Raw genomic sequence first — 16,117 nt, 5'->3', positions numbered from 1 at the left:
TGCTGACGAGGTGAACGGACCCGAGATCCTCGTCGAAGTCGCCCCCGCGCTCCACCCGTTCGTGCCGGCCTCCCGGCGGGCCGGGGCCACACCGCTGGCCACGGACGGCGTCTCGACGCTCGGCCATGTCATCGAGTCCCTGGGCGTCCCGCTGACCGAGGTCGGCGCACTGGTCGTGGACGGCCACGCCGTACCGGCGTCCCACGTCCCGCGGCCCGGCGAGACGGTGTGCGTACGCCCCGTCGACCGCCCCCAGCACGTCCCCGGCGCCCCCTTGCGCTTCCTCCTCGACGTCCACCTCGGCACGCTGGCCCGCCGGCTGCGGCTGCTCGGCGTGGACACGGCGTACGAGTCGACGGACATCGGCGACCCGGCGCTCGCCGCCCGCTCCGCGGCCGAGAAACGGGTGATGCTCAGCCGCGATCGGGCCTGCTGCGCCGCCGCGAACTGTGGGCCGGGGCGTACGTCTACAGCACCCGCCCCGACGACCAGCTCCAGGACGTCCTCGACCGCTTCGCCCCCGAGCTGCGCCCCTGGACCCGCTGCACCGCCTGCAACGGCCTGCTGCGGGAGGCCACCAAGGAGGAGGTCGCCGACCAGCTCAAGGGCGGCACCCGGCGGTCGTACGACGTCTTCGCCCGGTGCGCGGACTGCGGCCGGGCGTACTGGAAGGGCGCGCACCACGATCAGCTGGAGGCCATCGTGGCGCAGGCCCTCCACCGGGGCGGGGCCGCCTGAAAGGAGCAGCCCCGCGGGTTCAGCGGGCCGTCAGCTTCTCCCGCAGGGCCGACGGGGTCGTCACCGGCAGGTCGCAGACGAAGCCCCGGCAGACGTACGCGGTCGGTGCGCCGTCGATCAGGGTGCGGTCGGCGAGCAGCGGGAACTCGTCGCTGCCGGGGGTGCCGCAGGCGACGACGGCACCCGGGGCGGCGCCCAGCAGCGCCGTACGGTGCAGGGCGGCCGTCCGCTCCTCGCGCGGGTCCGGCCCGACGACGGCCACCTCGCGCGGCCCGTCCAGCAGCGCCTCGGCGACGGCCAGCCCCCAGCCGATGAACCGGGGCACCCGCGGCCCGAGCGTCTGCACGATCCCGAGCGCCCGCTCGGCGGCGGTGCGGTGCGTCTCGGAGCCGGTGTGGGCGGCGTAGCCCAGCAGCGCGCCGGCCGCGGCGGTCCAGCCGGAGGGCGCCGCGTTGTCGGTGGGGTCCTGGGGCCGGCGGATGAGCTGCTCGGCGTCGGAGGCGGTGTCGTACAGGGCGCCGGTCTCCGGGTCGGCGAAGCGGGTGACGACATGGTCGAGGAGCAGCCCGGCGAAGTCGAGCCAGACGCCCTCGCCGGTCACGGAGGCGAGCGCGAGGAAGCCCTCGGCGACGTCGGCGTAGTCCTCCAGCACGCCGGCGTTGGGGCCGACCCGGCCGTCCTTGCTGGTGCGGGCGAGCCGGGCGTGTTCGTCCAGGTGGACGCGGACGAGCAGGTCGGCGGCGCCGACGGCGGCCTCGGTCAGGTCGGGCCGGTCGAAATAGGCGCCGGTCTCGGCGAGCGCGGCGACGGCGAGCCCGTTCCAGGCGGCGACGATCTTGTCGTCCCGGCCGGGCGCGGGCCGCCGCGCGCGTGCGTCGAGCAGCCTGCGCCGGACGGACTCGACCTTCTCGGCGTCGAACACGCCCTCGCTCTGCGGGAGTTGCAGCACGGACTGCCCGTGTTCGAAGGTGCCCTCGTCGGTCACGCCGAAGTACTGGGCGGCGAGCCCGGCGTCGTCGCCGAGGACCTCGCGGAGCTGCCCGGGCGTCCACACGTAGTACGCGCCCTCCACGTGCCGCCCGGTGCCGTCGTCGCTGTCGGCGTCCAGGGCGGAGGCGAACCCGCCCTGCTCGGTGCGCAGTTCGCGGACGAGGAAGTCGGCGGTCTCCAGTGCGACCCGCCGGGCGAGATCCGACCCGGTGGCCCGCCACAGGTGCGCGTACACCCGGCACAGCAGGGCATTGTCGTACAGCATCTTCTCGAAGTGCGGCACGGTCCAGTCACGGTCGACGGAGTACCGGGCGAACCCTCCGCCGAGCTGGTCGTAGATGCCGCCCCGGGCCATCCGCTCGCACGTGTCCTGCGCCATCTGCAGCGCGCCCTCGGCGCCGGTGCGGGCGTGGTGCCGCAGCAGGAACTCCAGCACCATGGACGGCGGGAACTTGGGCGCGCCGCCGAATCCGCCGCGCTGCGGGTCGTACTCGCGGGTGAGCCCGAGGAGGGCCTGGGCGAGTGTCTGTTCGCCGGGCGCCTCGGCGGCCTGCCGGACGATCTCCCGCTGGGCGAGGTCCCGGACGATCTTCCCGGCGACCTCGCCGACCTCGTCGTGCCGGGTGGTCCAGGCCTGCTGGACGCCCTCCAGCACCTGCCGGAACGAGGGCATGCCGTGCCGGGGGGCGGGCGGGAAGTAGGTGCCGAAGTAGAAGGGCTCGGCGTCGGGCGTGAGGAACACGGTCATCGGCCAGCCGCCCTGCCCGGTGGCGGCCTGCACGGCCTCCATGTAGACGGCGTCCACATCCGGCCGCTCCTCCCGGTCGACCTTGACGCTGACGAAGTGCTCGTTGAGGTAGTCGGCGGTGGCCTGGTCCTCGAAGGACTCGTGGGCCATGACGTGGCACCAGTGGCACGCGGAGTAGCCGACCGACAGCAGCACGGGTACATCACGCCGTTTCGCTTCCTCGAACGCCTCAGGTCCCCACGGCCACCAGTCGACCGGATTGTCGGCATGCTGAAGCAGATAAGGCGAGGTCACACCAGCCAACCGGTTCATACGCCCCAGCCTCTCACAGCGTCTGCCGCGACCGGCGAATCACTGACGAGCCCGCCCCACTTGGCCGAATTGCGCTTGTGCGCCATCACGTGGTGGGTGGCTCCTGCCCTTTCCGAGACGGGCGACCCGGCACCTCGAAACAGTAGGCTGGGCGCAGCAGCGCCGGACCTGCCGAAGCCTCTCGAAGGAGGTACACCATGAGCGCCGAGATGGTGGCGCCCGCGTGGATGCATACGCAGATCAGCGCGGAGCAGTACGACTCCTGGTCCGAGGAGCAGTGCGCCGGCATCGAGATCGTGGACGGGATGGTCGTAGTGAGCCCGAGCGCCTCCAAGCGCCACAACCGGCTGGCCCGCATCCTGGCCAACGCCCTGGACGCTGCCGCGGGCCCGGACTGGAACGCGGACACGGACTTCGACGTCCGCCTGCAGGATGTTCCGCTCACCAACCGCCGTCCTGACGTCATCGTCTACCGGGCGGAAACCATCGACCTCACGCCTACCCGCCCCGAGCACGTACTCCTGGTCGTCGAGGTGGTGTCCCCCGGCTCGGAGACCACCGACCGGATCGTGAAAGTGGACCAGTACGCCAAGGCCGGCATCCCCTTCTACTGGCGGGTGGAGCAGGCCGCCACCGGCGTCCCGATCGTCTACACCTACGTCCTCGACCCCGCCACCAAGGCTTACAGGGACGGCGAGATGTTCACCGGCACGGTGAAGGCCACCGCACCTTTCTCCGTCACGGTCGATCTCGGGGCCCTGTAAGGAACCGAGGCGTCGCCCCGCTGTCGACGTTTGGCTGTCAGCGGGCTTTCCCACGCATTCCGAGCCTTGGGGAATCCAGCACCACCGAATACACCTGTTGATCTGTTCGGTCAAGGCTAAGGCAGCGCGCCCAACACAAGCCGACTGGGGAGACGTCAAGTTGACGCACCAAGACAGGCGAGGACGGGGGTTTCGGCGAAGAGCGGCCAACCGCCCACTGAACCGTGCGGTGCGGAAAGGCCGGCATCGTTGGGGACAGGAGGAGCAGCCGGCCCGCTCGTAGGTGCTCGGCTCCCGAGCGCTCGCCCTGCTCCTGCGCAACGACCGCAGAGTGGTGGCTCGCGTCGAGGCCTCCAAGCCCCCGTCCGCCCTGACTTCCGGCTGCCATGACTGGTGGAAGCTCTATGGGAAGCGCGTGACCATCAGGGACGTGTGAGCACCGCCGACCACTGGTTCGCGAACGCCGGCGGCGCCCCAAGCGGCCCTTCCGCCCGGGGCACCTTCGGCCACGGCACCGCCTACCGGCTGACCTCCGACTTCGCGGGTTCCACCGGCCGTGTGTTCGCAGCGTGCTCGATGCCTCGGAACCCGCCCCCGAGGTAGCTGCCGATCACGATGACGGTCGCCGCCGCACCGAGTGCGACCGCCAGCCGCTCTCCTCTCGACTGACCGGTCACACCCTCCGGTGGCGCGGTCCGGCGGTAGACGAGCACTCCGGCCGCGAAGGCCCCGGAAACGACCAGGGCGGTGATCAGGTCAAAGGTTACGTACACGGAGCCCCCCGTATTCGAAGCCCGCTGCCGGAGAGAGATGCCTCGGCGGCGGGTGCAGGTGAACGGCCTGGTTCAAGGACGGGTTCGGCACCCCCGGCCGGCGGGCGCCTGGACGGCTACTCGGCATCCAGCTTCTGCCGCAGCTGATCCAGCGTGGAACCGTCGGGTGTCCGCCACAGGGTCCAGCCGTTGATGATGTTGCCGGTCACTGCCTCCGCTGCCTTCGACGGCGAGGGAAAGGGGGAGGGGTGTCCATCGACGACGAGCCGGCCGTCGGCAGTGACGACGGCACGGCCCGACCTGTTGGCGCGCCGCTGACGGAACGTGAGCACCGCCCCCGGCTCCAGCAGGCCGGCGCGCATCAGCCCGGCCAGAGGTCCCTGGGGGATCACCGGCGCGGCCTGCGCCGAGGCGGCCCCTTCGCCGAGGGACAGGGTGACGTGGATGGTGTCGTCACCGCTCGCGCTCACGAGTCGGGCGATGACAGCGGGGTCGAAATGGATGCTCAGCGTGGCCATGCGCGCTCCTGACGTAGACGGCCTCTCCCCCGACGGGATACCTTGACTTGCCTTCGATTTTAAGCAGCACGAGCAGCTTGATTCAACTCTTTGATCCAGCGACGAAGGAGAACTGGGGGGCGGGCGCCGGATGCCGACCGCTTCGCCTGCGGACGGGGTCCGGCCGCCTCATCTCGCCAGGAAGCTGCTCATCGCCTTGCTGCGCACGTCCCGCATCGCCGCCAACTGATCCAGCAATCGCCGCTCGTGGACATCGAAGCTCGCCATGGCCGCGCCGATGGACCGCTGGGTGTCGAGATCGGGAAGGGCGACGGGCAGCATCCCGAGCACATCGAGCGAGATGGTCCGCAGTGCCAGGCTTCCGGTCGAATGCGCATCGAGCCACTCCCGAGCCTCGGAGCTACGCAGAAATGCCGCCAAGTAGCGGGAGTCGACGGTGCCGGGAGGGCTGATCACGAAACAGCCGGTGCCGCAGACCCAGCCCTGCTGATCTTCCCCGACTACGGCACACCGTCCGAGATCACCCCGGCGGGCGATCACGACATCGCCCGGATTCAACCGAAAACGGTCGAGCCGTTCGGCATGCTGCTCGGAAATTCGCTTGATGTCGTCCACGAGGAAGCCGATGTCCGAGATGTCCTTCGGCATGACCACAGGGACCCCAGGGGCCTCCACATAGTCCTGGGCTCGGATCAGGCTTCCCGAAGGCCCCGCGAGCAGCCGCACGGGACGGCCATCGGCCGTCTCCCCTCCGCCCACCACGTCCTTCAGTGAGAGATTCTGGCATCGGATGCCGTTCTGCGCCGACTGATCCTGTGCGCCGGCGATCTGGGCCAGCTCCGCCCCGAACTCCGACGTCTCGCGGTTACGCCGCTCAAAATCGGCCAGCACGGCGCTCAGGTCCGTGACCCCACCCGGCTCGCTCTCCGTCCTGAGGTAGGTCCGCGGATCAAGGTTGCCGGCGTTCTCAATGAGTTCGGCGTAGGTGACCGAGCGGGAGAAACCCGGCTCGTCCACCTCCTCCGGGGTTTCGAACCAGAGTCGGAAGCATTCGGCGATGCGGCCGACGTCCTCGCTCGCCAGCACGCGGGGCCGCTCCGACGACCGCCCTCCCGCGCCGCGCGCATCGACGAGGATGACGGAATCGCTTCGGTGCGCTGGACAGGCCCGGCGCCCTCGGCCGAGTACCCAGATGTGCACGGCGATGTTGGTTCCCGCAAATAGGTACGCCGGCAAGGCGATCACCGCGAGGACCGCGCCCCGGGCCACCATCTCCCGGCGGATCAGCGCCTCTGCCCCTCCCGCCCAAGCCGCCCGCGCAGGCATCACGACCGCCGCGATCCCGCCTTCCTTCAGTTGGGACCAAGCGAGCTGCAACCAGGCGAAGTTGGCACTCGACTCCGGTGGCGCGACGAACTGTCGCCATTCCCACCCGTCGATCCGCTGACTGAACGGCGGATTACTCAACACCCGGTCCACACGGCCCAGATTCCGGTCCCGCAACAGCATCGCCGGGTCCGCCAGCCCCACCTGCGGCGCGAGGTACCCCTGATCGGTCAGGCGGGGCCCCGCGTGAAGGAGCGGCCGGCCCGCTCACTGACGCGTGCCTCCGATGCGCTCTCCTTGGGCCTGCGCAACGACCTCGGAGTGGCGGCTCGCATCGAAGGGTCCCCCCGCGATCGTCCTGACCTCCGACCGAGGCGCCTGGTCGAAACTCTGCGAGCAGTGCGTGACCATCAGAGAGACATGAGCACTGCCGACTCCTGGGTTCGCGAGTTCACTGACACCAGTGGCAGCTGCTGTACCCCACGCTCAGCAGCACGGGTTTGCCGGTCCTGCGGGACTCCTCGAAGGCCTCGGCGGACCACGGCCACCAGTCGACGGGGTTGTCGGCGTGCTGGAGCAGGTAGGGGGACGTCTCATGGGCCAGTCGGTTCGCCATACCCCCATCCTGCCGCAGCCCGCCGGTTCCGCGCGGTGGCGCCGGGCGGTGTCGGACGCGGCCCCCGGACCGCGGGCGCCGCCCGGCTCTGATCGGCATCCCCCTCGCCATCCCGCCCCGCCCGAAGGACACTCGTACCCACAGGAGTTGCCGCCGGAGGGGGACGGGACATGCGGGACGGTCATCGGGCGGAAGCCGAGCGGTTGCTGGTGCGGGCCGTGGAGGAGGAGGTACGGCGGTCGGGCGGGCGGGTCGACGGGCAGGCGCTGCTGGCGCGGGCGCGCGGCGCGCTGGACGCGATGGCGGGGGCGGCCGGCCAGGAGTACGAGGCCTACACGCGCGCCCTGGACGAGGCGGGCGCCGGACAGCTGACCTTCGGGCAGCGCTACGCCCGCGCGGGCGCCGGAACGGCCCTGATGGTGGCGGCCGTTGCCGCCGTGGCCGCCGCCGTCGCCGACCTGACCCTCGGCACGGGCGCCGGCACGGCCCTCGGCGCCGGCGCCACCGCGGCCGTGGTGGGCGCCGCGGCCACCGTGGTGAAGGTGGCCGGCGCGCATCTGCCGGCCGCCCACCACCGCGCGGGCGCGGCCGGCCAGCCCGGCGGCCCGGAGCAGCTGCGGTTGCAGTGGCTGACCGCGCTGGAGGTGCGGGGCATCCGCCCGTTCCTCGACCAGCAGCGGGTGCTGAGCGCCTCCACGGGCGCGAAGAAGACCGGCGGCGGCCCCGCGTTGCGCGGCACCGACAAGAGCGCGGCGGCCCGCAGGCGCTCGGTGCTGGAGCAGTCCTTCGGTCAACTCCCGGAAGCCGACGGCGTCTTCGCGGGCCGGCGGGCGGAGCTGGGGCGGATCAGGCAGTGGGCGCAGGCGGCCCGCGCGGCCACCGAGACCCGGCCGACCGTGGTCGTCGTGCACGGTGAGCCCGGCTCCGGCCGGACCACGCTCGCGGTGCGCGCGGCACACGAGCTGCGGGACCACTTCCGGGGCGCGGTGGTGGTGGACCTGCGCGGCGGCAGCCGGGAGGAGGCGCCGCTGTCCACCCGGGACGCCCTGCTGCACCTGCTCAACCGGCTCGGCGCACCCCGTGAGCAGCTGCTGTTTCGGGAGCGGTCCTCACCCGACCAGCAGGTCAAGCGGCTCGCCGAGCTGTACCACCGGCATCTGGCCGGACTGCCGGTGACGATCGTGCTGGACGACGCCTCGGATCCGGAGCAGGTACGCGCCCTGGTGCCGGAGCGCTCCGACAGCCTGGTCCTGGTCACCGCGCGCACCCCCCTGGACCTGCCCGCCGACCTGCCGGCCTGGGTGCACGAGCTGCCGGTCCCGGCACTGGACGCGGCGGGCGCCGAGGAGCTGCTGGGCGCGGCCGCGGAGGACGCCTCGGGGCCGTACGACGCCGAGTCCGCCGACCGGATCCGCGAACTGTGCGGGGGACTCCCGCTGGCGCTGCGGATCGCGGGCTCCGCGCTGGGCCCGCGCACACCGCGGCAGCTGGCCGCGGACCTGGGCGCGTACGGCCCGGTGGACCCGGTGGAGCGGGTGCTGTGGCTGCGCTACACCGACCAGCCGGAGCCCGGCCGGCGGCTGCTGCGGAGGCTGGCGCTGGCGGGCCGGGCGTCCCTGGGCGCGGCAGCGGCCGCCGCCCTGCTCGCCACCGACGAGGCGGAGGCCACCCGGCATCTGGTGGCGCTCGCCCGGGCCGGTCTGATCGACCATGTGCGCGGCAGCCGCTACCGGCTGCACGACCTGGTGCGGGCCTTCGCGCACGCCCGACTGCTGGACGAGGAGGACCCGGCCGAGCGGGCGGCGGCCCAGGAACGGCTGATCGTGAACTACGCGGAGCTGGCCGACTCGGTGCTGCGCCTGGTCGACGGGAACATGTCGACGCGGTCGAACCAGTTCGGCTCGCACGGCTTCCCCTCCCTCGACGAGGCGCTGCGCTGGCTGGACGACGAGTCCAGCTTCATCACGGCGGCCCTGCGGCAGGCGGAGGGCGTGGACCAGCGGGCCGTGCTGAACCTGCTCGGCGCGCTGTGCGACTACTGCCTGCTGCGCGGCGACCTGTACCGGCTCGGCGAGATCAGCGAGCTGGCGCAGTCCGTGGACCAGGGCCTGCTGGTGCGCTCGGTGCAGTGGCGCACCGGCATCGCGGCCCGGCAGCTGGGCGAGCTGGACAAGGCGCGCACCACGCTGACCTCGGTGGTCGACCTGTACCGGGAGGCGCACCACGACGCGGGTGCGGCCCGCGCCCTGACCTCGCTGGGGATCACGCTGCACCACCAGGGCAACCTCACCGAGGCCGCCGCCCGGCTCCAGGAGTCCCTCGACCTGCAGGCCGCGCCGGAGCTGGCGACGGACCGGGCCTGGACGATGCACGCGCTGGCGGCCGTCCAGCGGGACCGGGCCCGGCTGGCGGAGGCGCTGGACCTGCTCACCCGCTCCCTGGTCCTGCACCGCGAGGGCGGCTCGGTGCACGGCGAGGCCTGGGCGCACTTCCAGCTGGGCCAGCTGGCGCTGCGGCTGGGGGACGTACCGCGCGCGGAGGAGGAACTGCGGGCGGCCCTGGAGCGGTACGGCCGGACACACGACGCCCGCGGCGAGGCGTGGGCGCTGACCCAGCTGGCCCGGGCCCGGCTGGTGGACGGCGACGCCCCGGCCGCCGTGGAGAGCCTGCGCCGGGCGGTGGCCCGGCACCGGGACAACGAGGACGCGCGCGGCGAGGCCTGGACGCTGTACTACCTGGGACAGGCCCTGGAGGAGACCGGCGAGCTGGACCAGGCGGTGCGCGAACTGGAGCGGTCCCGGACGATGTTCTCCCGGATGCGGGACGTCTACGGCCTGGCCTGCGCCCGGCACCACTCGGCGCGGGCTACCCGGGACCAGCGGGCCGCGCAGACCGGCTCGCTGCGCAACTCCGGTTTCGCCCGGCAACTGCTGGTGGACGCGCGTGCCGACTTCCAGCGGATCGGCGTCGCCCACGGTGAGGCCTGGACCTGTCTGGAGCTGGCGGTGGTGGACGCGGGCAACGCGCGCACCCAGCAGGCGCTGGCGCTGTGCGACGAGGCGCTCACCCTGTTCTCGTCGTACGGCGACCGGCGCGGCGAGGACTGGGCCCGTTTCCTGCGCTGCACCCTGCTGCCGTACGCGGCGCCGGGCGGGGTGGAAGTGGGCACGGCGGTCGCCCAGGAGGAGCTGGCGCAGCTGGCCCGCGCCCCGCATCCGCTGCGGGACGAGAAGCTGGACGACTACGTCTCGGCGTACGCCCTGCTGCTGGAGCGGGGCGTCCGGCTGGAGGACGGCTGGCAGGCCTGGCGTCTGCGCATGACTCCTGACCGCCACGCCCGGGAGGTGATGGGGGTGGCGGTACCGGAGGGGCGCTGACCTGTGCGGTCAGCCCTGCTGGGCCTTGGAGTCGGCCTTCCGCGGGGCCTGCTCCGCGTCGGCGTCCGGGGACTCCTTGAAGTCGACCTTCTGCATGTGCTTGCTCATCGACTTCATCAGTCCCCACACGGCCAGGGCCATCACCGCGAAGACGACGAAGCCGAGGACACCGGGGGTGACCTTGTTCTCGTCCACCTCCTTGGCGAGGGGGACGAGGTGCGTCACTGCCAGGCTCACGCTTGCGCTCATGTCAGGCATTGTCCCGGATGCCCGCGAAGAGGTCGCCCTCGGGGATGGACGTATCGACGAGGGACTTCGCCAGCTCGTACTCCTCCGTCGGCCAGACCTCCTTCTGGAGCTCCAGCGGCACCTTGAACCAGCCACCGTCGGGGTCGATCTGCGTGGCGTGGGCGATCAGCGCCTTGTCGCGGATCTCGAAGAAGTCCGCGCACGGGACGTGCGTGGTCAGGGTGCGCTCGGTGCGCTCCATCTCGTTCCACCGCTTGAGCCACTCCCCGTACGGCGACTCCAGGCCGCGGTCGAGCATGGCCTGGTGGAGGGCCTCGGTGCGGGGGCGGTTGAAGCCCTGGTTGTAGTAGAGCTTCAGCGGCTGGTAGGCGGGCCCGAACTCGGCCTCGGGGTACTTCTCGGTGTCCGCCGCGCCCTCGAACGCCACCATGGAGATCTTGTGGGTCATGATGTGGTCGGGGTGCGGGTAGCCGCCGTTCTCGTCGTAGGTGGTGATCACCTGCGGGCGGAAGGAGCGGATCTGCTTCACCAGCTCACCGGCCGCCTTGTCGACGTCCTCCAGGGCGAAGCAGCCCTCGGGCAGCGGCGGCAGCGGGTCGCCCTCCGGCAGGCCGGAGTCGACGAAGCCGAGCCACTCCTGCCTGACGCCGAGGATCTCCCGGGCCTCGTCCATCTCCTTGCGGCGGACCTCGTGGATGTTCTCCTCGATATAGGTGTCGCCCTGCAGCTTGGGATTGAGGATGGACCCGCGCTCTCCGCCGGTGCAGGTCACCACCAGCACGTCCACCCCCTCGGACACGTACTTCGCCATGGTCGCCGCGCCCTTGCTCGACTCGTCGTCGGGGTGCGCGTGAACGGCCATCAGTCGCAGCTGGTCAGTCAAGACTCAATCCTTGGTCAGTCGGCGCCCCGGGTCATGGGGTGCGGTCAAACAGGTGCCGCCCCGAAGGGGCGTCCCGCAGGGGCGGTGGCCGGGTGGCGGGCGGGCGGCTTCTATAGTGACCGAATCGGGGGGCGAATAATTCCGCGGAGAGGACGATCATGAGTACCGCGAGCACGCGGCTGCCCGAGGGCCGCTACGGCCGTTCCTCGGACCAGCACGCCGACCGCAAGCTCAGGGTCGCCGGCTCGGTGCTGGGCGCGGTCCTGCTCGCACTGATCGGCTATTTCGCCTACCACTACGTCGCGCAGAACGAGATCAGCGCCGAGGTCATCACCTTCAAGGCCTCCGACGACGCGGTCAGCGTGCATCTGGAGGTCCGCAAGGACGCCGGTGCCTCCGGCTACTGCACCCTGCGCTCCCAGGCGGCCGACGGCGCCGAGGTGGGCCGCGCCGACTTCCGGTTCTCCGGATCGGCCACCCGCATCGACAAGGTCGTCACGCTCCGTACGACAGCCCGCGGGACGACGGCCGAGCTGCTGGGCTGCCACACCGGCTGAGCACCCCGGACGCCTCCCGGATTCATCCGGAATGCGGATCTGTGACCTGCATTGACGTGATTCTGATGGCTTATGTCCTCCCTCTTTCGCCCGGGAATTGTTAGGCTCGTGGTTTCGCCCTTCCAAGAGGGAACATGCTTCTGGGTAGGGCGATGCTTTGTATCCCCAGTACCGACGAGGAGCACCCTGTGACCCAGACCAGCGAGAACGTCACCTGGCTGACCCAGGAGGCGTACAACAAGCTCAGGGACGAGCTTGAGTACCTTACTGGTCCTGCGCGCACGGAGATCGCCGCCAAGATCGCGGCCGCGCGCGAGGAGGGCGACCTGCGCGAGAACGGCGGGTACCACGCGGCCAAGGAGGAGCAGGGCAAGCAGGAGCTGCGTGTGCGCCAGCTGACCCAGCTCCTGGAGAACGCCAAGGTCGGCGAGGCGCCGGCCGCGGACGGTGCCGTCGCGCCGGGCATGGTCGTCACGATCGCCTTCGACGGTGACGAGGACGACACGCTGACGTTCCTGCTCGCCTCGCGCGAGTACGCGAGCGCCGACATCGAGACGTACTCCCCGCAGTCTCCGCTGGGCTCGGGCGTCATCGGCCACAAGGTCGGCGATGACGCGGAGTACGAGCTGCCGAACGGCAAGAAGGCCTCGGTGCGGATCCTGAAGGCCGAGCCGTACACGAGCTGATCGGGGCCCCTGGTTCGCTTCCGGCCCCCGGCGCCCTCTGGGCCGCCGGGGGCTTTGTCATGCGCCGGGCCATCGGCGGGCCGGGGCCCGCCGGCGTCAGGCGGTCGCGGAGCGGTACTTGCGCACGGCGAGGGTGCGGAAGACCACGATGATCAGGACCGACCAGATCAGCGAGGCCCAGACCGGGTGCTCCATCGGCCAGGCGCCCGAGGCGGACTGCCCGGGGTTGGCGAACAGCACGCGGGCCGCCTGCACGGTGGCACTGAACGGGTTCCACTCCGCCACGTGCCGCAGCCACGGCGTCATGTTGCCGGTGTCCACGAACGCGTTGGATATGAAGGTCACCGGGAACAGCCAGACCAGTCCGCCGGAGGTGGCCGCCTCCGGCGTGCGGACGGTGAGGCCGATCAGCGCGCCGATCCAGGTGAACGCGTACCCGAGCAGGAGCAGCAGGGCGAAGGCGGCGAGGACCTTGCCGGCGTTGGTGGGGCCGTCGGAGCCGGTCCGCCAGCCGACGAGCAGCGCGACCACGGCGAGGACCAGCAAGGTGAGCGCCGTCTGCACCAGGTCGGCCAGGGTGCGGCCGGTCAGCACCGCACCGCGCGCCATGGGCAGGGAGCGGAAGCGGTCGATGAGGCCCTTGTGCATGTCGTCGGCTATGCCGGCGCCGGAGCTGGCGGTGGCGAAGGTGACGGTCTGCGCGAAGATGCCGGCCATCAGGAAGTTCTTGTAGTCGAGGGCGCTGGTGCTGCCGCCGATCTTCATGGAGCCGCCGAACACGTAGGTGAACAGCACCACGAACATGATGGGCTGGATCAGCCCGAAGATCAGCATTTCGGGGATGCGGGACATCCGGATCAGATTGCGTTTGGCAACGATCAGCGAGTCCCGGACGGACCGGCCGACGGCATTGCCGGGCGCCGTGGCGGGCACGGCCTGGGTGACGGCGCTCATTTCACGGCCTCCTTGTCGGTGTTCTTGCCGGTCTGCCGGCCCTTCTGCCGGCCGGTCTGCTCGCCGGTCTTCCGACCGTTCTGCTCGTCCTGGGCGGTGGTCTCGGCCGCGTGTCCGGTCAGGGAGAGGAAGACGTCGTCGAGGGTGGGGCGGCGCAGGCCGATGTCGTCTATCTCGATCCCCCGCGTGTCCAGTTCGCGGATGACCTCGGCGAGCAGCTTGGCGCCACCGGTGACGGGCACGGTGAGCCTGCGGGTGTGCTCCTCGACCGTGGTCTCGCCCTTGCCGAAGCCCCGCAGCACCTCCACCGCGGTCGGGATGTGCTCGCGCTCGTGCACCACGACCTCGACGCGCTCGCCGCCCGTGCGGGCCTTGAGCTGGTCGGAGGTGCCCTGGGCGATGACCCGGCCGTGGTCGACCACCGCGATGTCGTGGGCCAGGTGGTCGGCCTCCTCCAGGTACTGCGTGGTGAGCAGCAGCGTCGTACCACCGGAGACGAGCTGTTTGATGACCTCCCACAGCTGTTGGCGGTTGCGCGGGTCGAGGCCCGTCGTCGGTTCGTCCATGAACATCACCGGCGGTGAGACCACGAGGGCCGCGGCGAGGTCCAGCCGGCGGCGCATGCCTCCGGAGTAGGTCTTGGCGGGGCGGTCGGCGGCGTCGGCGAGGTGGAACTGGTCCAGCAGCTCCACCGCGCGGGCCCGGGCCGCCTTGGCCCTCATCTGGTAGAGCTGTCCGACCATCTGCAGGTTCTCACGGCCGGTCAGGTACTCGTCGACCGCCGCGAACTGGCCGGACAGGCCTATGGAGCGGCGGACCGTGTCGGGATGGCGCAGGACGTCGACGCCCGCGACGACCGCCTTGCCGCTGTCGGGGCGCAGCAGGGTCGTCAGGCAGCGGACGGTCGTCGTCTTGCCGGCGCCGTTCGGCCCGAGCAGGCCGAGGACCGTGCCCTCGGGCACATCGAGGTCGACGCCGTCCAGTGCCCTTACGTCACCGAAGGTCTTCACCAGGCCTTCGGCATAGATGGCGCCTGGCATGTCTGTCTCCACGTCGTCGGGGACTGGGGGTGTATTTCTCCGCAAAGGCTAGGTTTGCTCGCTCGGTCGCGCCTGCCCTTTTTCCACAGCTGTGGGCACCCCTTGCGGGGGTGCGGTCGGCGGACCGGCGAGCACACGAGAACCATAACGCGATGTATCGCGTCTCTCAAGATGCTTCACCCGATCGGGTGCGGGTCCGCTGGTCAGTCGATGACCGTGTAGCCGGCGTCGCGCAGGGACTGGCCGACCTCGGTGCAGTGCGCCGGGCCCTTCGTCTCCAGGTGCAGCTCCACCTCGGCCTCGGTGAGCCCGAGCCGGGGGTCGGTGCGGACGTGGCTCACGTCGAGGACGTTGGCGTCGACCGCCGACAGGACCCCGAGGAGCGTGGCGAGGGCGCCCGGCCGGTCCGTCAGCCGCAGCCGTACGGCCAGGTAGCGGCCCTGCGCGGCCATGCCGTGCCGCAGCACCCGCTGCATCAGCACCGGGTCGACGTTGCCGCCGGACAGCACCGCGACCACCGGGCCCTCGAAGGCGTCCGGCGCGGCCAGCAGCGCGGCGACCGGGCTGGCCCCGGCCGGCTCCACGACCAGCTTGGCCCGCTCCAGGCAGAGCAGCAGCGCCGCCGACAGCTGGTCCTCGCTGACCGTGCGCACCTCGTCCACCAGTTCGCCGACGATCCCGAACGGCACCAGGCCCGGCCGCCCCACCTTGATGCCGTCGGCCATCGTCGCCGGGTTCTCCAGCGACACCGGGCGCCCGGCGGCCAGCGACGGCGGATAGCTGGCGGCCCCCTCCGCCTGCACGCCGACGATCCGCACGTCCGGCCGGAGCGCCTTCACCGCGACCGCGATACCGGCCGCGAGCCCGCCGCCGCCCATGCCGACGACGATGGTCCGCACCTGCGGGCACTGCTCCAGGATCTCCAGGCCGACCGTGCCCTGCCCCGCGATGACGTCGGGGTGGTCGAAGGGGTGGATGAACACCGCGCCCGTCTCGGCGGCGTACTCCTGGGCGGCGTGCAGCGTCTCGTCCACCACCTGGCCGTGCAGGCGCACCTCGGCGCCGTAGTCCCGGGTGGCGCTGATCTTCGGCAGCGGTGCGCCCTTGGGCATGAACACCGTGGAGTGCACGCCCAGCAGCGAGGAGGCCAGGGCCACGCCCTGCGCGTGGTTGCCGGCGCTCGCGGCCACCACGCCGGCCGCCCGCTCCTCCGGCAGCAGCCCGGCGATCCGCACGTAGGCGCCGCGCAGCTTGAAGGAGCCGGTCCGCTGGAGGTTCTCGCACTTGAGGTGCACCGGCGCGCCGACCAGCTGGGTCAGGTGCCTGCTGCCTTCCATCGCGGTCACCCGCGCGACGCCCGAGAGCATCTTCTGGGCGCCGCGCACGTCGTCCAGGGTGACGGAGCGCAAGGAGTCGGCCGTGCGGTAGTTCATGTCTCCAGCATCGCAGTTCACGTTTGCGCACGACGGGTGTGACCAAGCTGCGAGACCGGTTTGCGCAGCGCCGGTACGGCCTGGCGCCGGGCCGCGTACCCTGTCCCCCAACCCAGCAGCCCTTCATGAAGCGAGCCTCCGGCCATGCCCACA

The 16,117-nt window shown here is 71.5% G+C and carries 13 protein-coding genes and 3 pseudogenes; 6 read left to right on the top strand and 10 right to left on the bottom strand.

The genetic code is table 11. The features are described from left to right. Positions 1-10 precede the first annotated feature (10 nt). A pseudogene (locus tag ACZ3ZD_RS03380) lies at positions 11-196 on the top strand (ubiquitin family protein); the annotation flags it as partial. Next, positions 176-738: pseudogene (locus ACZ3ZD_RS03375) on the top strand (Mut7-C RNAse domain-containing protein). The pseudogenes ACZ3ZD_RS03380 and ACZ3ZD_RS03375, both read left to right, overlap by 21 nt. Positions 739-757: 19 nt before the next feature. On the opposite strand, the gene ACZ3ZD_RS03370 reads toward ACZ3ZD_RS03375, so the two are convergent. Then, positions 758-2,788 carry a thioredoxin domain-containing protein gene (locus ACZ3ZD_RS03370; RefSeq protein ID WP_467392930.1) on the bottom strand — a complete coding sequence of 677 codons (2,031 nt, stop codon included), beginning with the start codon at positions 2,786-2,788 and terminating at the stop codon, positions 758-760. A gap of 197 nt (positions 2,789-2,985) precedes the next feature. Between ACZ3ZD_RS03370 and ACZ3ZD_RS03365 the strand changes: the two genes are divergently transcribed. Beyond that, positions 2,986-3,552: a Uma2 family endonuclease gene (locus ACZ3ZD_RS03365; protein ID WP_467392928.1), complete on the top strand. Its 567-nt coding sequence runs from the start codon at positions 2,986-2,988 to the stop codon at positions 3,550-3,552. A 518-nt stretch (positions 3,553-4,070) separates the two neighbouring features. Here ACZ3ZD_RS03365 and ACZ3ZD_RS03360 read toward each other — a convergent pair. From ACZ3ZD_RS03360 to ACZ3ZD_RS03345, 4 genes and pseudogenes are all read right to left on the bottom strand, one after another. Then, on the bottom strand, positions 4,071-4,325 hold the full coding sequence (locus tag ACZ3ZD_RS03360; RefSeq protein ID WP_467392926.1) for a hypothetical protein: 255 nt from the start codon (positions 4,323-4,325) through the stop codon (positions 4,071-4,073). Between the two features lie 116 nt (positions 4,326-4,441). Next, positions 4,442-4,843, bottom strand: a complete 402-nt coding sequence (locus ACZ3ZD_RS03355; RefSeq protein WP_467392924.1) for a restriction system modified-DNA reader domain-containing protein — start codon at positions 4,841-4,843, stop codon at positions 4,442-4,444. Between the two features lie 168 nt (positions 4,844-5,011). Beyond that, positions 5,012-6,352: an N-6 DNA methylase gene (locus ACZ3ZD_RS03350; RefSeq protein ID WP_467392923.1), complete on the bottom strand. Its 1,341-nt coding sequence runs from the start codon at positions 6,350-6,352 to the stop codon at positions 5,012-5,014. A 274-nt stretch (positions 6,353-6,626) separates the two neighbouring features. Then, positions 6,627-6,785: pseudogene (locus tag ACZ3ZD_RS03345) on the bottom strand (DUF255 domain-containing protein); the annotation flags it as partial. A 170-nt stretch (positions 6,786-6,955) separates the two neighbouring features. Between ACZ3ZD_RS03345 and ACZ3ZD_RS03340 the strand changes: the two are divergent. Further along, complete coding sequence (locus tag ACZ3ZD_RS03340; protein ID WP_467392921.1) at positions 6,956-10,162, top strand: tetratricopeptide repeat protein; 3,207 nt, start codon at positions 6,956-6,958, stop codon at positions 10,160-10,162. A 9-nt stretch (positions 10,163-10,171) separates the two neighbouring features. Here ACZ3ZD_RS03340 and ACZ3ZD_RS03335 read toward each other — a convergent pair whose 3' ends face one another. After that, a complete protein-coding gene (locus ACZ3ZD_RS03335; protein ID WP_467392919.1) occupies positions 10,172-10,420 on the bottom strand; it encodes a hypothetical protein in 249 nt (82 codons plus the stop codon). Beyond that, entirely contained in the window at positions 10,413-11,273 is an 861-nt protein-coding gene (mca, locus tag ACZ3ZD_RS03330) for a mycothiol conjugate amidase Mca (protein ID WP_467393301.1), read from the bottom strand. The genes ACZ3ZD_RS03335 and mca overlap by 8 nt, the downstream gene beginning before the upstream one ends. 179 nt (positions 11,274-11,452) lie before the next feature. Here mca and ACZ3ZD_RS03325 point away from each other — a divergent pair, with 179 nt between their 5' ends. Both ACZ3ZD_RS03325 and greA read left to right on the top strand, forming a co-directional pair. Next, positions 11,453-11,851 (top strand): DUF4307 domain-containing protein, encoded by a 399-nt coding sequence (locus ACZ3ZD_RS03325; RefSeq protein ID WP_467392917.1) that lies wholly within the window; start codon positions 11,453-11,455, stop codon positions 11,849-11,851. A gap of 188 nt (positions 11,852-12,039) precedes the next feature. After that, entirely contained in the window at positions 12,040-12,537 is a 498-nt protein-coding gene (gene greA, locus ACZ3ZD_RS03320; RefSeq protein WP_467392915.1) for a transcription elongation factor GreA, read from the top strand. Positions 12,538-12,633: 96 nt separating this feature from the next. On the opposite strand, the gene ACZ3ZD_RS03315 is transcribed toward greA, so the two are convergent. The 3 genes from ACZ3ZD_RS03315 to ilvA form a co-directional block, all read right to left on the bottom strand. After that, entirely contained in the window at positions 12,634-13,491 is an 858-nt protein-coding gene (locus tag ACZ3ZD_RS03315) for an ABC transporter permease (protein WP_467392913.1), read from the bottom strand. Next, positions 13,488-14,531 carry an ATP-binding cassette domain-containing protein gene (locus ACZ3ZD_RS03310; RefSeq protein ID WP_467392911.1) on the bottom strand — a complete coding sequence of 348 codons (1,044 nt, stop codon included), beginning with the start codon at positions 14,529-14,531 and terminating at the stop codon, positions 13,488-13,490. Before ACZ3ZD_RS03310 ends, ACZ3ZD_RS03315 begins: the two co-directional genes overlap by 4 nt. 203 nt (positions 14,532-14,734) lie before the next feature. Continuing rightward, complete coding sequence (gene ilvA, locus ACZ3ZD_RS03305; protein WP_467392909.1) at positions 14,735-15,964, bottom strand: threonine ammonia-lyase; 1,230 nt, start codon at positions 15,962-15,964, stop codon at positions 14,735-14,737. Positions 15,965-16,117 lie beyond the last annotated feature (153 nt).

This window comes from Streptomyces sp. NPDC023481, from assembly GCF_055560195.1.
The sequence above is the reverse complement of the archived record's forward strand: the minus strand, read 5'-3'. Positions and strand labels throughout refer to the sequence as shown.

Bases quoted from the DNA above. Each gene is read 5' to 3' on its own strand.
- ACZ3ZD_RS03370 (WP_467392930.1), bottom strand. From the start codon at position 2,788: ATGAACCGGTTGGCTGGTGTGACCTCGCCTTATCTGCTTCAGCATGCC.
- ACZ3ZD_RS03365 (WP_467392928.1), top strand. From the start codon at position 2,986: ATGAGCGCCGAGATGGTGGCGCCCGCGTGGATGCATACGCAGATCAGC.
- ACZ3ZD_RS03355 (WP_467392924.1), bottom strand. From the start codon at position 4,843: ATGGCCACGCTGAGCATCCATTTCGACCCCGCTGTCATCGCCCGACTC.
- ACZ3ZD_RS03350 (WP_467392923.1), bottom strand. From the start codon at position 6,352: ATGCTGTTGCGGGACCGGAATCTGGGCCGTGTGGACCGGGTGTTGAGT.
- ACZ3ZD_RS03340 (WP_467392921.1), top strand. From the start codon at position 6,956: ATGCGGGACGGTCATCGGGCGGAAGCCGAGCGGTTGCTGGTGCGGGCC.
- ACZ3ZD_RS03335 (WP_467392919.1), bottom strand. From the start codon at position 10,420: ATGCCTGACATGAGCGCAAGCGTGAGCCTGGCAGTGACGCACCTCGTC.
- mca (WP_467393301.1), bottom strand. From the start codon at position 11,273: ATGGCCGTTCACGCGCACCCCGACGACGAGTCGAGCAAGGGCGCGGCG.
- ACZ3ZD_RS03325 (WP_467392917.1), top strand. From the start codon at position 11,453: ATGAGTACCGCGAGCACGCGGCTGCCCGAGGGCCGCTACGGCCGTTCC.
- ACZ3ZD_RS03315 (WP_467392913.1), bottom strand. From the start codon at position 13,491: ATGAGCGCCGTCACCCAGGCCGTGCCCGCCACGGCGCCCGGCAATGCC.
- ACZ3ZD_RS03310 (WP_467392911.1), bottom strand. From the start codon at position 14,531: ATGCCAGGCGCCATCTATGCCGAAGGCCTGGTGAAGACCTTCGGTGAC.
- ilvA (WP_467392909.1), bottom strand. From the start codon at position 15,964: ATGAACTACCGCACGGCCGACTCCTTGCGCTCCGTCACCCTGGACGAC.